The organism is Glaciimonas sp. PCH181, assembly GCF_003056055.1.
Lineage (GTDB): Bacteria > Pseudomonadota > Gammaproteobacteria > Burkholderiales > Burkholderiaceae_D > Glaciimonas.
The window spans coordinates 1,880,916-1,896,565 of record NZ_PYFP01000001.1; the positions used below are offsets into that span (position 1 = coordinate 1,880,916).

Consider the following 15,650-nt stretch of genomic DNA (forward strand, 5'->3'; position numbering starts at 1 on the left):
CGCGTAAAGTATGCGCAAGGCAAACTCTAGTATTCTGCCGCAAAATCCCTGACAATTAGCGCAATCGTAAAAAAAGTAAATATAGGTAAAGAGACAATGACCGAAAACCAGACACAAAGCATCCTTGCGCAATACGGCCCAAGAGAGGCTATGGAATATGACGTAGTAGTAGTTGGAGGTGGTCCTGCGGGCTTGGCAGCGGCAATTCGCCTGAAACAGCTCGCGGCTGAAAAAGGTAGTGAGGTTTCGGTCTGCGTACTAGAAAAAGGCAGCGAAATCGGTGCGCATATCTTGTCCGGTGCAGTCATGGACCCGCAAGCGCTGACCGAATTATTTCCCAACTGGAAAGAACTGGGCGCCCCCTTAAACACCGAAGTCAGTGAAGACCGCTTCCTGTTTTTGACCGCTACCAAAGCTTTCAAGACCCCTAACTGGATGTTACCGGCCTGTTTTCAGAATCACGGAAATTACGTGATTTCATTAGCCAACGTTGTCCGTTGGCTGGGACAGCAAGCTGAAACCTTAGGCGTAGATATATTTCCGGGTTTTCCAGCCGCAGAAGTCCTCTACAACGAAAATGGCTCTGTTAAAGGCGTGGCAACCGGAAATATGGGGCTCGATCGCGAGGGCAAGCCCACCGATGCGTTTCAACTCGGGATGGAATTACATGCCAAATACACACTGTTCGCTGAAGGCGCACGCGGCAGTCTCGGCAAACAAATCATCGCTAAATATGACCTGAACAAGGGTAAAGACCCGCAAACTTATGGTCTTGGCATCAAAGAGCTATGGGAAATCGATCCAAAGCTGCATAAGCCCGGCCTGGTCGTACATACCGCTGGCTGGCCACTCGACACTAAAACCTACGGCGGGTCCTTCCTGTATCACCTGGAAAATAATCAGGTTGCGGTGGGTTACGTCGTTGGGCTGTCGTATGAAAATCCCTACATGTCGCCGTATGAAGAGTTTCAACGCTACAAAACGCATCCAGAAATCAGCAAGTTTTTCGTCGGTGGCAAACGCCTTTCCTACGGTGCACGCGCAATCACTGCCGGTGGCTTGCAATCCCTGCCTAAGCTGACATTCAACGGCGGCGCATTGATAGGCTGCGAAGCTGGCTTCTTAAATGCCAGCCGCATTAAAGGTAGCCATGCAGCGATCAAGACTGGCATGTTGGCAGCCGATGCCGCGTTCGAAGCGCTAGTCGGTGAACGCCAGCATGATGAGCTTACCGCCTACGCCAGCGCGTTCGAAAAGTCTTGGCTGCACGAAGAACTCCACAAGGCACGTAATTTCAAACCTTGGATGAGCAAAGGTTTGTATTTCGGTAGCTTAATGGTCGGGATAGACCAAATTGTGTTCGGCGGCAAAGCGCCCTGGACTTTGCATCATACCCATGCCGATCATGAGTGTTTGAAGCCAGCGGCAAACTATGCGCCAATCAAATATCCTAAACCGGATGGAAAATTGACGTTTGACCGCTTGTCCTCGGTATTCATTTCGAACACCAATCATGCAGAAGAACAACCGATTCATTTGACGCTGAAAGATGCAAGCGTTCCGGTAAATATCAATTTAGCAAAGTACGCTGGACCAGAAGCGCGTTACTGTCCGGCGGGTGTATATGAATTTGTTACTGCCGCAGATAATACTGAACGGCTACAAATTAATTCGCAAAATTGTGTACATTGTAAAACCTGTGATATTAAAGACCCAACCCAGAATATTGTCTGGGTAACGCCAGAAGGTGGTGGTGGCCCGAATTACGCGAATATGTAGAAGTAATTTAATGACGGCGTCGCTAACATCGGCGTACGTCATTTTGCGTGTATTTGATGTGCCCAATACATGCTTGGATACATTTGGATAATAGTCAGCTAGCTCGAATGCTTTGTTTATTTCAGTTTGAGCTAGGGCTGAAGTAATACCAGAGTTGATATTAAAAAAGCGCCAATTCTGGCGCTTTTTTTCTCTGAATCACTTTGCGTGATTGAACGTTCGCAAGCTCACTTCTCAAGTCTCCACTGTCCGGAGACGATTTTTTCTAGCCAGAACGCACCTATTACCGTTTTAACGTCAGTAATCTTACCTTCTCTGACCCACTGCAACACGTCGGCGACAGGCGCCTTGAATACATCCAGAAATTCGCCATCATCGAGACGACGCTCACCAGCAGTCAAACCACGCGCCAGAAAAATTTCCAAATGTTCATCGGCATACGCAATCGCATTATGAATGGTGCAAACGTACTGCCAATCTGCGGCGGTATAACCGGTTTCTTCTTGCAACTCGCGCTTGGCACAGACTAAATGATCTTCATTCGGATCAATTTTACCGGCCGGGAATTCAATAAAGACCCGATCAAGTGGATAACGAAACTGTCGTTCGAGCAAAACAGTCCCATCCTCAAATAACGGCAATACGACGACTGCTCCGGGATGTTTGATGTATTCGCGTATCGTGGGCTTGCCATCAGGAAGTGCTACGGTATCTCGCTGCACTTTAAGAAAATCACCGTTATAAGCCAATGCGCTGTCGATCCGTGTTTCTTTCAGGTGCTGATCCATGCGAACACTCCGTCAAGATAAAGGATAGGGAAAGAAGAAGAATTAAGACGGCAGATAATTACTTGGCTTGCATACGGGATAAAGCACGCGTGCATTGTTGCAGGTTAACTACCGACATTCATCACAAACTTAATATCGGCGGCGTTACCGCGCGCATCGACGTAAATCAAATCTCTTTCAATGACAGCCGATAGATACCGGATCTAAAATCGAAAAATCGAAAACGATTGAGAACAATCGAATTCGAGATAGATTTAAGCGTGCTTTTTACGCAAATAACGATGCACGTAACCAGGAAATGCAAACACCAAAAACAAACAACCGGTGACCGCATAAAATTCCCAGGTTTGCGTGAAAGTATTGCCCATACCGGATTCCAGCAAATAAGCAATGCCACCGACAATCACGTACCACACAAACAATTCAATCAACCGCACCCAGACCGGCTTAGATGCGCCGGCCTTGAGCGGTATGAACGCAAATAAGCGTTCATTGATGAATGGCAGGTTAGCAGCCAGCAAAGCCAAAACAATCACTAACCAGCTAGAGAGAGAGACATTCACGCTGTGCTAAGAAGTCAGACGACCGACAAAACTTGCTAACGAGCGAACGATCGCAGTTTGACTTGCATCCATCAAGAATCCAGGCCACAGACCCAAGACCAACACTGCGACGCCATTCACACTCAGCAACACGCGCACGTCAGTGTGGGCCACGATCTTCGCGGTATCTTGCGCATCATCAAAGTACATGACTTTAATCACGCGTAAATAATAATAAGCCCCGATCAAAGAGAACAAGACTGCCACGACTGCTAGCCAAATTTGACCAGTTCCCAAGACTGCGCGTAAGACTGACAATTTACCGAAGAATCCCATCAATGGCGGAACGCCTGCCAATGAAAGCATTAACAACAGCATAATCCCGGCAAACCAAGGACTACGTTGGTTCAGACCCTTAAAGTCTTCAATATTTTCCGCTTCAAATCCTGACCGGGCCAGCAACAAAATCACGCCAAATGTGCCAAGTGTCGTCAGAACATAAGTGATGGCATAAAACAGCGCCGCGCTGTAAGCATTGGTGGCCGAATACATGTTGCCATCAACAACGCCGGACAACAGACCCAGCAACATGAAACCCATATGAGAAATAGTCGAGTACGCTAACATCCGTTTGATATTAGTCTGCGCAATCGCCGTGATATTACCAATCGCCATCGACAATATTGCAAGCACCATTAACATCTGTTGCCAATCAATTGCCAATAACAATAAGCCTTCGACTAATAAGCGGAAGCAAATCGCGAACGCAGCCAGTTTCGGTGCACCGCCCAGCAATAGAGTTACGGCAGTCGGTGCGCCTTGATAAACATCGGGCACCCACATATGAAACGGCACCGCGCCCAATTTAAAAGCTAGTCCAGCCACTAAGAACACCACACCAAACACCAGCGTATTGTGTTGCGTTTCTGTACCGCCCATCGCGATAGCGCGGGTAACTTCAATCAAGTCCAGCGAACCAGTCGCCCCGTATAACATCGACATCCCGTATAACAGGAAGCCGGAAGCCATTGCACCAAGTACGAAATACTTCATGGCGGCTTCGGTCGCACTCGCATTATCACGACGCAGTGCTACAAGTGCGTACAGCGACAATGACATCAATTCCAAACCGAGATAAATAATCAGGAAATTATGGCCAGAGATCATGACCATCTGGCCCAACAATGCGAACAGGGCCAATGGATAAAACTCGCCGCCGAGATGATTATTCACCATCTCACGCTCACCAATATATTCGCGGGAATACACCAGCGTAGCGAATACCGCGACATATGAACAAAGCTTTAGCAGATGCGCTAAAGGATCGCTCACAAACATATTATGAAAGGTATAAACCGTCTCGCCCGCATTGAAAGCACCAAGGGTCAGGAAGAAGCAGACCACCAGCACAAGCAATGTCAAATAATACGTAATGTGACGTTTCGCATCCGAGAGAAACATATCGACCAGCAGAACTGCGGAGGTCGCAATCAGCAAAAAGATTTCCGGATAAACAGGGATCAGATTTATGTTATTCATTTATTTGCCGCTTATTTTTTTCACTGGTGCTCACAGCTTTTTCATTCGAACTTACGCAAAAGCCTTCCAGCAAGCCATTTTGATAAAGACTATTGGCATAGTCGACGCCACCGGCTTGGCTAGGCGATAACCCACCTGAGGAAGGTTTTCGTAAATTCTCTTTATTTCTGCTTAGAGACATGGAGGTCTTTAATTCAATTTGGTGATGGCAACATGTTTCAACAGATCAGCCACCGATACTTGCATCGCATCGGCAAATGGCGCTGGATAGAGGCCCATCGCAATAACGGCAATCGCCAGCAAGCCCAACATAAAGAACTCGCGTTTGTTCAGATCGGCCATGTCTTTAACATGTGGATTCGTAATAACACCGAATATCACGCGCTTAACCAGCCACAACGAATACGCTGCGCCCAAAATTAATGCAGTTGCGGCTAATAAACCGATCCAGAAATTGGCCTTGACCGCGCCCAGAATCACCATGAATTCACCGACGAAACCTGAAGTGCCTGGCAGTCCACTGTTTGCTAACGAGAACAGCACAAACAATGCAGCGAAACGCGGCATCACATTTACAAGGCCACCGTATTGTGCGATTTCACGCGTATGCAAACGGTCATACATAACACCGATACACAAGAACATCGCGCCAGAGACAAAACCGTGAGAAATCATTTGTACGATACCGCCCTGTAAGGCCATATCGTTAAACAGGAAAAAACCAAGTGTGACAAAACCCATGTGCGCGATCGATGAATAAGCGACCAGCTTCTTCATGTCATTTTGAACCAGCGCCACCAAACCAATGTAAATCACAGCGATAAGCGACAGCGTGATCATGAATCCCGCCAGATAATGACTTGCATCCGGTGCGATAGGTAACGAAAAACGAAGGAAACCGTAACCGCCTAATTTCAACATGATCGCTGCCAGTACAACCGATCCACCAGTCGGCGCTTCAACGTGCGCATCCGGTAACCACGTGTGCACCGGCCACATTGGCACCTTAACTGCGAAGGCCATCAGGAACGCCAGGAAAATATAGACTTGCGCGCTCATTGACAGCGGTACTTGATGCCAAGTCAGAATATCGAAACTGCCGCCCGACACAAAGTAGAGATACAGCAACGCGATCAGCATCAACAACGATCCGAAGAACGTGTAAAGGAAAAACTTGATCGCCGCATAGACGCGATTTGCACCGCCCCATATTCCGATGATGATGAACATCGGCACCAGCGTTGCCTCAAAAAAGACGTAAAACAACATGCCATCAAGTGCGCAGAACACACCGATCATCACACCTGACAGGATCAAAAATGCACCCATGTACTGCGCAACACGCTTCTGGATCACTTCCCATGCAGAGATGATAACCATCACGTTGATGAAGGCGGTCAACGGGATGAACCACAGCGACAAGCCATCAATACCGACGAAGTAATTGATGTTGAAACGCGTAATCCAGGCAGCTTTCTCAACAAACTGCATGCCATGGAAGCTGTTATCGAAATTCGTTATCAGCGGTATGGTCACCGCCAGACTAACCAGCGCACCGAACAGTGACAGCCACCGGACAAGCGTAGGATTATCGTCGCGACCAATTGCCAGGACGAGCACACCAAACGCGATCGGGCACCAGATCGCGAGGCTAAGAAGAGGGAAAGTTGACTGAATCATGGTTATTATTTACTTTACTTCGCCAACTTATTTGGCAAACGGAGAAGGCATGAACCAAACCAGGAAACCTAGCACACCAATAATCATCACAAATGCATAGTGATAGATGTAACCAGATTGCCAGAGGCGGGTAATTTTCGAGAACCAGTTGACTGCCTTGGCGCTGCCATTCACAACCAAGCCATCAATCAGACTGCGGTCACCAACGTTCCACAAGCCTCGACCGATCAGACGCGCACCACCGGCGAAGACCACTTCGTTAAACTTATCCAGGTAGTACTTGTTATCCAATAACACGTACAGCGGATACAGCTTTTGTTTGATCGCCGCTGGCACACGCGGATTAACCATATAAAAGTAGTAGGCAACCACGACACCGGCAATTGCCAACCACAATGGCGCAGAAGTCAGACTATGCACAACCATCGATAGCGGGCCGTGGAAGTCATTACGTAACTCTTCCATGGCGCGATGCGCTTCGCCGACCACGATCACATCTTTGAAAAAATTACCGTACAAAATAGGTTCAATGGTAAAGAAACCGATAACCGCCGATGGAATGGCCAGCAGAATCAAAGGCACCGTAACGACCCATGGTGATTCATGCGGCTTTTGACCTGGCGCCAAACCATGATGCCCGTGATCATCAGCCTCTTCTTCTTCGTGATGATCATCAGCATGATTGTCTGCATGATGATGCGGTTTGCCGAAACGCTCTTCGCCGTGGAACACCATGAAATACATACGGAACGAATAGAACGCAGTAACAAAAACGCCTGCCAGCACAGCAAATTTAGCGAAACCAGCGCCATATAAATGCGTCGCTTCGACTGCTTCGATAATACTGTCTTTAGAATAGAAACCGGAGAAGAACGGCGTACCGATGAGCGCCAGAGAACCAATCAGCGAAGTGATCCACGTAATTGGCATGTACTTACGTAAGCCACCCATATTGCGCATGTCTTGATCATGGTGCATGCCAATAATGACTGAGCCTGCGCCAAGGAACAACAGCGCTTTAAAGAATGCATGAGTCATCAAGTGGAATACGGCGACTGAGTAAGCCGAGGCACCCAATGCGACTGTCATGTAACCAAGCTGTGACAGCGTGGAATATGCAACGACGCGCTTAATGTCAGTCTGGATCATGCCCAGGAAGCCCATGAACAGTGCGGTAATCGAACCAATGACCAAAATGAAGGAAAGAGCTGTATCCGACAATTCAAACAAGGGCGACATCCGCGACACCATAAAGATACCGGCGGTAACCATTGTCGCGGCGTGAATCAGCGCGGAAATCGGGGTTGGACCTTCCATCGAATCCGGCAGCCAGACGTGTAACGGAAACTGTGCCGATTTACCCATTGCGCCGATGAATAAACAAATACAAGCAACGGTCAGCAGCATCCAGTTACTGCCCGGCAACATCATTTGCGCCAACGCGCCCTTTTGTGCGAATACTTCGGTGTAGTTCATCGAGCCGGAATACGCCAATAGTAAACCGATGCCCAGAATGAAACCAAAGTCACCAACACGGTTGACCAGAAATGCCTTCATATTAGCGACAATTGCGGTCGGTCTGGTGTACCAGAAACCGATCAGCAAATACGATACCAGGCCTACTGCTTCCCAACCAAAAAACAGTTGGAGGAAATTGTTGCTCATGACAAGCATCAACATCGAAAATGTAAATAACGAAATGTAAGAGAAGAAGCGGTTATAGCCCTCATCGTCTTTCATGTATCCGATGGTATAAATATGCACCATCAGCGAAACGAAAGTCACCACGCACATCATCATGGCAGTCAGACTGTCGATCAGAAATCCGACTTCCAGCTTGATTCCACCAACCGTCATCCAGGTGTAAAGCGTACCGTTGAACGACGCGCCATCCATTACCGCAAGCAGTGTCTGAATTGAAATGATGAACGCAATCAGCACACCCAGGATGGTCACTGTGTGCGAGGTTTTACGCCCTATCAGATTGCCGAAGAATCGCGTACCGAATAAGCCTGCTATCGCGGCACCTACGAGAGGCGCCAACGGTACAGCCAGAAGTAATTGTGGGTTAAGTTGCCCCGCCATGATGAACCTTATCTTTATTCGTTGTTCGCTGTGGTCGTCCCTAAAACCTGCGATGGGCTATACACCCCCACACCAATCTTGCATTTGAGATGCTTGCCGTAAAGTCCTACGGCTCGCTTCTAAAATGCGACACTGGCGCGTTCGCTACGGTTTTTTGAGTTGCCCTGTAGTCACAATATGTCATGCAATTTTTCGTAATACCGCATCACACATATTGCTGTCACTTGTCTTGTTTCTGAATCTAATCTCAACCTTTCAGGCTATCGAGATCTTCTACATTGATGGTATCCAGGTTACGGAACAACACCACCAGAATCGCCAAACCAATCGCCGCTTCGGCTGCAGCAACTGTCATGATAAAGAATACGAAAATCTGACCAGCTGGATCGCCGAGGTAATATGAAAAGGCGATAAAGTTTATATTCACCGATAACAACATCAATTCGATTGCCATCAGCAATACGATAATATTTTTACGATTCAGAAAAATTCCGACGATCGCGATCGCAAACAGGATCGCGCCGAGGATCAAATAATGTGACAGTGATAAAGCCATGATCGATTCCTCTTATTTTTTTTCTGGCGCGGCCGTTGTTGGCGTATCAAATGGTCGCTGCTCCGACTTCATTTTTACCAGTCGTATACGATCCCCACTACGTGCCTTTACAGCCTCGGAAGGTGCCATAGCCTTGGTATCTTTGCGGCGACGCAATGTGAGTGCAACCGCAGCAACAATCGCTACCAGCAATACCACGGCAGCAATTTCAAACGCGTACACATATTGGGTATAAATCAGCAAACCAAGTGCTTTGGTATTTCCGATGTTTGCAGAAATCGCCGGTACTTCGCTTTCAGGAGCCCAAAAACCGCGCAGTAATACTGCCGCCATTTCTAGAACAATAATGACGCCGACAGTAGCGGCCAACGGAAAGTACCCCCAAAATCCCTCTCGCAACTTATCCAGATTAACATCTAGCATCATCACAACAAACAGGAAGAGCACCATTACTGCCCCGACATACACGAGAACCAGAACGATCGCCAGGAATTCTGCTTTAAGCAACATCCAGATACCGGCCGCTGAAAAGAACGCCAACACTAGAAATAATGCTGAGTGCACGGGATTGCGCGCCGTGATAACACGTAATGCAGCGATGACCAGCACCACCGAAAACGCGTAGAACAAGAATGTCTTAAATTCCATAATCGACCAAAAAAGTCAGCTAAATAAGCTTTAAATTCAGGCTTGAGGACAAACCAAGTCCACAAGCCGGGAGCAACACCGATTAACGGTATGCAGCATCTGCCGCACGTGCTGCAGCGATTTCAGGTTCGTAACGATCACCAACCGCCAGCAACATTTCTTTGGTGTAGTACAAATCACCGCGCTTTTCACCGTGATATTCAAGAATGTGCGTTTCAACAATTGAATCTACCGGGCATGACTCTTCGCAAAAACCGCAAAAAATACATTTGGTCAAATCGATATCGTAACGCGTCGTGCGGCGTGAACCATCTTCACGCTGTTCCGACTCAATCGTAATCGCCATCGCAGGGCAAACCGCTTCACACAATTTGCAAGCAATGCAGCGCTCTTCGCCATTCGGGTAACGACGTAGTGCATGCAGACCACGGAAACGCGGCGACTGCGGCGTCTTTTCTTCCGGGAACAACACCGTAATTTTGCGCGCAAACAGGTAACGGCCAGTCAGCCGTAATCCTTTAAGCAGCTCCAGCAGCATTAAGCTACCGAAAAAATCCTTAATCGCTTCCATTTATAATAAACCTTCCATTACTTCCAGATATTCCACGGACTTTGAATCCAGGCAGCGACGATCACCAAATAAGCGAGGGTCAACGGGATAAATACTTTCCAGCCCAAACGCATGATCTGGTCATACCGATACCGCGGAAATGATGCCCGAACCCAGATAAACATCGACACCACCAAGAATGTTTTTGCACCGAGCCAAATCCAGCCAGGGATGAAATCAAGTATCTGCAGTGGCGATGCCCAACCACCCAAAAATAACAATGACGTCAAAATCGAAATCAAAATCATATTGGCGTATTCAGCCAGGAAGAACATAGCGAACGACATACCTGAGTACTCGATCATATGACCGGCAACGATTTCAGATTCACCCTCTACAACGTCGAACGGATGACGGTTAGTTTCAGCAATACCCGAGATAAAGTAGATGACAAACACCGGCAACAATGACAACCAGTTCCATGACAGGAAGCCAAGGCCCATATCGTAGAAACGGCCCTTACTTTGTCCCATCACAATGTCGGTCAGATTCAAACTGCCTGAGACCATCAAGACAATCACTAGCGCAAAGCCCATCGCGATTTCATACGACACCATCTGCGCTGAAGCACGCATGGCACCCAAAAATGCGTATTTGGAGTTTGAAGCCCAACCAGCAATAATCACGCCGTAGACTTCCATTGAAGTAATTGCCATCACAAACAACAAACCGGCATTCACATTGGCCAAAACTGTCTCAGGCCCAAATGGAATCACTGCCCATGCCGCAAGTGCAGGCATGATGGTCATGATGGGTGCAATAAAGAACAGGTATTTATTCGCACGTGACGGCAAAGTCACTTCCTTCAGCAGCAACTTTAGCGCATCGGCAATCGGTTGCAGTAAGCCGAATGGTCCAACGCGGTTAGGGCCCAAACGAATATGCATCCAACCGATTAGTTTACGTTCCCAATATGTCAGATAGGCCACGCACAATAACAGTGGTACGACTACGATAACAATCTTGATAACATTCCAGATCAACGGCCAGATAACGCCAAGATGATCTGCGCCTACAGCATTAATGGAGGCGATAAATTGATCCATCATGCTTTCTCCACAACGATAGAACCGAACATCGAACCCAGAGCTACAGTCGATGCGTGAGACGCGGCAACACGCACAACATTATCGGGCAAGCCAAGATCGATTGCAGCTAGCAGTGACGCTGCACCCTGCCCTTGTTTTACATTCACCAGGTCACCATTAGCGATACCCAGTTTTTCAGCCAACGCAGCAGATAACCATGCTCGCGGCGCTTGACCATCTATGGTTTCTTGCAACGATGCTGCGCGCCGCACCACTGCATCGGCAAAATAGATAGGCACATCAGCGATACGCTCGATAGCACTATCAGCCACTTGCGGAGCGGCTTCTAATTGCAGATCAGAGAGGTTATTCAGTTGCGCCTGCAGATTTACTTCGACAATGCCATCAGTACCCAGCACTTCAGCGCGAATGGCTTCGGAAGTATCGTAGTCAAAACCTGGCAAGCTAAGCAGATTACCTAATACCCGCATGACTTTCCATGCAGGTCGCGCATCCGCCAATGGGCGCACAGTGCCGTTAAAACTTTGGGCACGACCTTCGCAATTGACAAATGTGCCGGAAGTTTCGGTAAATGGTGCAATAGGAAGCAACACGTCAGCGTAATCAGTGCCGTGCTTGTAAGCCGATAACACCACTACCATTTCGGCTTGATTCAATGCAGCACGGGCGATTTGTGGATTAAAGCTATCAAACTCTGGCTCGGCATTCAGCAGTACGTAGGCTTTGCGCGGTTTTGCAAACATTTCTTGTGCGTTAGCGCCTTTGCCTACCGCAGGAATTGCCTGTGCCAAATAACCACCGACGGTATTACCTGCCTCAGTCATATAGCCAAATTTGGCTCCTGTTTGCTGCGCGATCCATTGTGCAGCAACGTGCAACTGCGATGCTTGTGGATGCTGTGCTGCGGCATTACCCAGCAATACTGCTTTGGATGTACCGGATATCAAACTAGTAGCGATTTGCTTAGCATTCGCTGACGGCGTGACATTATCAAAACCTGCTGGCACAGCAACACTCTTGGCTTGCGCAACGGCGACGACAACTTCGCCTAGCATCGCCAACCAGTTTGATGGTGCTGTGATGATCTTGTTCGCGACCGGCATCAACAAATCATCGTCGGTGGCGTGCAGGATGCTTAACTTGGCACCACGTTTAACACCCAAACGCAGCCGTGCAGATAATAGCGGATGATCTTTGCGCAGGAACGAACCAATTACGAACGCCCGATCCAGATCAGCAAATTCATTGATCGACATACCAAGCCAAGGCCTTACTTTGCCATCCAACGCAAAGTCTGACTGACGTGTACGGAAATCGATATTTTCGGAGCCTAGTCCACGTACTATTTTTTGTAGCAGGGACAATTCTTCCACTGTCGAATATGGAGTACCCAACGCTGCAATCGCATCAGCGCCATGCTCATGACGGACATTGCGCAAACCATGCGCGACGTATTCCAGCGCGGTTTGCCATTCAACTTCTTGCCATTTTCCGTCTTGCTTCAGCATTGGTTTGGTCAAACGCTCAGCGCTGTTCAAACCTTCGTATGCAAAGCGATCTTTATCCGACAACCAGCATTCATTGACGTCGTTATTTTCTAACGGCAGCACGCGCATGACTTTGCCAGACTTAACCTGAACGATCAGATTTGCGCCTAGGCCATCGTGTGGGCTGACTGATTTACGTCGTGACAATTCCCAAGTACGGGCGCTGTAACGGAATGGTTTCGAAGTCAATGCACCGACTGGGCATAGATCGATCATATTGCCAGACAACTCTGAATTGACAGTTTTGCCGACAAAGGTCGTAATCTCGGAATGCTCACCGCGACCGACCATACCGAATTCCATCACGCCAGCAATTTCCTGACCGAACCGAACGCAGCGCGTGCACTGAATGCAACGGCTCATTTCCTGCATCGAGATCAATGGACCAGCATCTTTGGGTGTTACGACGCGCTTTTCTTCTTCGTAGCGTGACGATGACTTACCGTACCCAACCGCCAAATCCTGTAATTGACACTCACCACCCTGATCGCAGATTGGGCAATCCAGCGGGTGATTAATCAACAGGAATTCCATCACGCTCTTTTGTGCGGTAACCGCCTTTTCACTAGCTGTACGCACAATCATGCCAGCGCTGACCGGCGTGGCACAGGCCGGCAAAGCCTTCGGCGCTTTTTCTACCTCGACCAGACACATACGGCAGTTTGCCGCAATAGAGAGTTTTTTGTGATAACAAAAATGAGGAATATAGGTGCCCATTTTGTTGGCAGCATCCATTACCATGCTGCCCTCTTGGACTTCCACTTTTTTGCCGTCTATTTCGATTTCGACCATGGCTTTTGCTTTTCTTGCCTAAGTTTTTTGCTTACTGTTCTGAGTTACGCCGTCACACACGCGATGACTTCGCCGTATCCATGGAGTCACCGGAAGGCGTCTTAAATTTTAGCGCTACCCTTAAACATAAGCGGGCACCAAGCAATGTTTATGCTCGATATGATATTCAAATTCTTCGCGGAAATGCTTCAAGAAACCGCGTACCGGCATCGCCGCTGCATCTCCGAGCGCACAAATCGTGCGGCCCATGATATTGCCGGCGACAGTGTCCAACAGTTCTATATCTTCAGGGCGGCCGTCCCCTGTTTCGATCCGATGTACAAGACGATACAACCAGCCAGTACCTTCACGACATGGCGTACATTGACCACAGGATTCTTCAAAATAGAAATACGACAATCGCTGCAACGCCTTGACCATGCAACGCGTGTCATCCATCACGATGACAGCGCCGGAGCCCAGCATCGAACCGGCTTTAGCAATTGCGTCGTAATCAAGATCGGTGTCCATCATCACGTCGCCACGAATCACTGGTGCCGAAGATCCGCCTGGGATGACCGCTTTAATCTTTTTACCGCCGCGCATCCCACCGGCAAGCTCTAGCAGCTTGGCAAACGGGGTACCCAGAGGCACTTCATAATTACCTGGCAATTCGACGTCGCCGGAGATCGAGAAAATCTTGGTGCCGCCATTGTTTGGCTTACCTAAACCTGCATAGGCTTCGCCACCCATGTTCAACAGGAAAGGAACTGCTGCGAACGTTTCGGTGTTATTAATCGTTGTCGGTTTACCGTACAAACCAAAGCTGGCAGGGAAAGGAGGCTTAAAGCGCGGCTGTCCTTTTTTGCCTTCTAACGACTCCAGTAATGCAGTTTCTTCGCCGCAAATATACGCGCCGTAACCGTGGAATGCGTGCAACTGGAAGTTGAAAGTGCTGCCGAAAATCGCATCGCCTAGCGCATTTTCAGCACGCGCCTCATCCAATGCTTCTTCGAATCGTGCGTATCCAGACCAAATTTCACCGTGGATATAGTTATAACCAACAGTAATGCCCATTGCGTACGCGCCAATCGCCATGCCTTCAATCAGCGCATGCGGATTGTAGCGAATGATGTCACGGTCTTTAAACGTGCCTGGCTCACCTTCATCGGTATTACATACTAAGTATTTTTGACCGGGAAACTGACGCGGCATGAAACTCCACTTCAATCCAGTCGGAAAACCAGCACCGCCGCGACCACGCAAGGAACCCGCTTTGAGTTCTGCGATGATCTGCTCTGGCGTAATGCCTTCGCTCAAAATGCGCTTCAATGCAGAATAACCACCGCGTTTGACATAATCGGCATAGTGCCAATTATCGCCATTCAAATCGGCAAGTATCAGGGGATTGATGTGACGATTGTGCAGGCTGGTCATGTTAGGCTCACTGTTGCTGGAATTTGGCTGGATTCAGCTTCGCTCAATTCCGCCAGCAAACCATCAATCTTGTCGTTCGACATCCAGCTACACATACGTTTGTTGTTGACCAACAAAACTGGCGCATCACCACATGCGCCCATGCACTCACCTTCCATCAACGTAAACTTACCGTCGGCGGTCGTCTCACGGTAATCGATACCGAGCTTGTGTTTCAAATGTGCAGCGGCTTTTTCGCCGCCGGACAATTGGCACGGCAAGTTAGTGCAAATCGTAATCTTGTGTTTGCCGATAGGCTTGGTGTTGTACATGTTGTAAAAGGTCGCGACTTCTTGCACCGCGATTGCTGGCATGTCGAGATAATCGGCAACATCCTGCATGGTTTCTGGCGATAGCCAGCCTTTTTCATCCTGTGCAATCGCCAATGCACCCATCACCGCCGACTGTTTTTGGTCGGTAGGAAATTTCGCAACTTCGCGATCAATTTTTTTGTAAGTTTCTTGACTTAACAACATGTTGTTGGCCATTCGTACGCGGTACTCTGCGCTAGTTATTGGTAAATTCCCGGTAAGCACGCCGAGGCGCGCTAATGTCACGAAAATTTGCTTTCGCTGTAGAA

General features: G+C 48.4%; 13 protein-coding genes. 1 reads left to right on the top strand and 12 read right to left on the bottom strand.

Annotation, left to right across the window (positions count from 1 at the left end; genetic code table 11):
• Nucleotides 1-96 precede the first annotated feature (96 nt).
• Nucleotides 97-1,779, top strand: coding sequence for an electron transfer flavoprotein-ubiquinone oxidoreductase (locus C7W93_RS08770; RefSeq protein ID WP_108439661.1), 1,683 nt, complete (start codon nucleotides 97-99; stop codon nucleotides 1,777-1,779).
• Nucleotides 1,780-2,006: 227 nt separating this feature from the next.
• Here C7W93_RS08770 and C7W93_RS08775 read toward each other — a convergent pair whose 3' ends face one another.
• The 12 genes from C7W93_RS08775 to nuoE form a co-directional block, all read right to left on the bottom strand.
• Nucleotides 2,007-2,567 (bottom strand): NUDIX domain-containing protein, encoded by a 561-nt coding sequence (locus C7W93_RS08775; RefSeq protein ID WP_108439662.1) that lies wholly within the window; start codon nucleotides 2,565-2,567, stop codon nucleotides 2,007-2,009.
• 254 nt (nucleotides 2,568-2,821) lie between these two features.
• Nucleotides 2,822-3,130 (bottom strand): DUF2818 family protein, encoded by a 309-nt coding sequence (locus C7W93_RS08780; RefSeq protein ID WP_108439663.1) that lies wholly within the window; start codon nucleotides 3,128-3,130, stop codon nucleotides 2,822-2,824.
• A gap of 6 nt (nucleotides 3,131-3,136) precedes the next feature.
• Nucleotides 3,137-4,648 (bottom strand): NADH-quinone oxidoreductase subunit NuoN, encoded by a 1,512-nt coding sequence (gene nuoN, locus C7W93_RS08785; protein WP_108439664.1) that lies wholly within the window; start codon nucleotides 4,646-4,648, stop codon nucleotides 3,137-3,139.
• A 189-nt stretch (nucleotides 4,649-4,837) separates the two neighbouring features.
• Nucleotides 4,838-6,328 carry an NADH-quinone oxidoreductase subunit M gene (locus tag C7W93_RS08790; protein ID WP_108439665.1) on the bottom strand — a complete coding sequence of 497 codons (1,491 nt, stop codon included), beginning with the start codon at nucleotides 6,326-6,328 and terminating at the stop codon, nucleotides 4,838-4,840.
• A 27-nt stretch (nucleotides 6,329-6,355) separates the two neighbouring features.
• A complete protein-coding gene (gene nuoL / locus C7W93_RS08795) occupies nucleotides 6,356-8,413 on the bottom strand; it encodes an NADH-quinone oxidoreductase subunit L (protein ID WP_108439666.1) in 2,058 nt (685 codons plus the stop codon).
• Between the two features lie 247 nt (nucleotides 8,414-8,660).
• Nucleotides 8,661-8,969 carry an NADH-quinone oxidoreductase subunit NuoK gene (gene nuoK / locus C7W93_RS08800; protein WP_108439667.1) on the bottom strand — a complete coding sequence of 103 codons (309 nt, stop codon included), beginning with the start codon at nucleotides 8,967-8,969 and terminating at the stop codon, nucleotides 8,661-8,663.
• 12 nt (nucleotides 8,970-8,981) lie between these two features.
• Nucleotides 8,982-9,617 (bottom strand): NADH-quinone oxidoreductase subunit J, encoded by a 636-nt coding sequence (locus C7W93_RS08805; protein ID WP_108439668.1) that lies wholly within the window; start codon nucleotides 9,615-9,617, stop codon nucleotides 8,982-8,984.
• Nucleotides 9,618-9,699: 82 nt separating this feature from the next.
• Nucleotides 9,700-10,188: an NADH-quinone oxidoreductase subunit NuoI gene (gene nuoI / locus C7W93_RS08810; RefSeq protein WP_092414420.1), complete on the bottom strand. Its 489-nt coding sequence runs from the start codon at nucleotides 10,186-10,188 to the stop codon at nucleotides 9,700-9,702.
• A 17-nt stretch (nucleotides 10,189-10,205) separates the two neighbouring features.
• Complete coding sequence (nuoH, locus tag C7W93_RS08815) at nucleotides 10,206-11,273, bottom strand: NADH-quinone oxidoreductase subunit NuoH (RefSeq protein ID WP_108440558.1); 1,068 nt, start codon at nucleotides 11,271-11,273, stop codon at nucleotides 10,206-10,208.
• Nucleotides 11,273-13,615: an NADH-quinone oxidoreductase subunit NuoG gene (gene nuoG, locus C7W93_RS08820; protein ID WP_108439669.1), complete on the bottom strand. Its 2,343-nt coding sequence runs from the start codon at nucleotides 13,613-13,615 to the stop codon at nucleotides 11,273-11,275. The genes nuoH and nuoG overlap by 1 nt, the downstream gene beginning before the upstream one ends.
• A gap of 120 nt (nucleotides 13,616-13,735) precedes the next feature.
• The gene (nuoF, locus tag C7W93_RS08825; RefSeq protein WP_108439670.1) at nucleotides 13,736-15,031 is read right to left on the bottom strand and encodes an NADH-quinone oxidoreductase subunit NuoF; all 1,296 of its coding nucleotides are present in this window, start codon (nucleotides 15,029-15,031) and stop codon (nucleotides 13,736-13,738) included.
• Complete coding sequence (gene nuoE, locus C7W93_RS08830) at nucleotides 15,028-15,558, bottom strand: NADH-quinone oxidoreductase subunit NuoE (RefSeq protein ID WP_201747239.1); 531 nt, start codon at nucleotides 15,556-15,558, stop codon at nucleotides 15,028-15,030. Before nuoE ends, nuoF begins: the two co-directional genes overlap by 4 nt.
• Nucleotides 15,559-15,650: the final 92 nt, after the last annotated feature.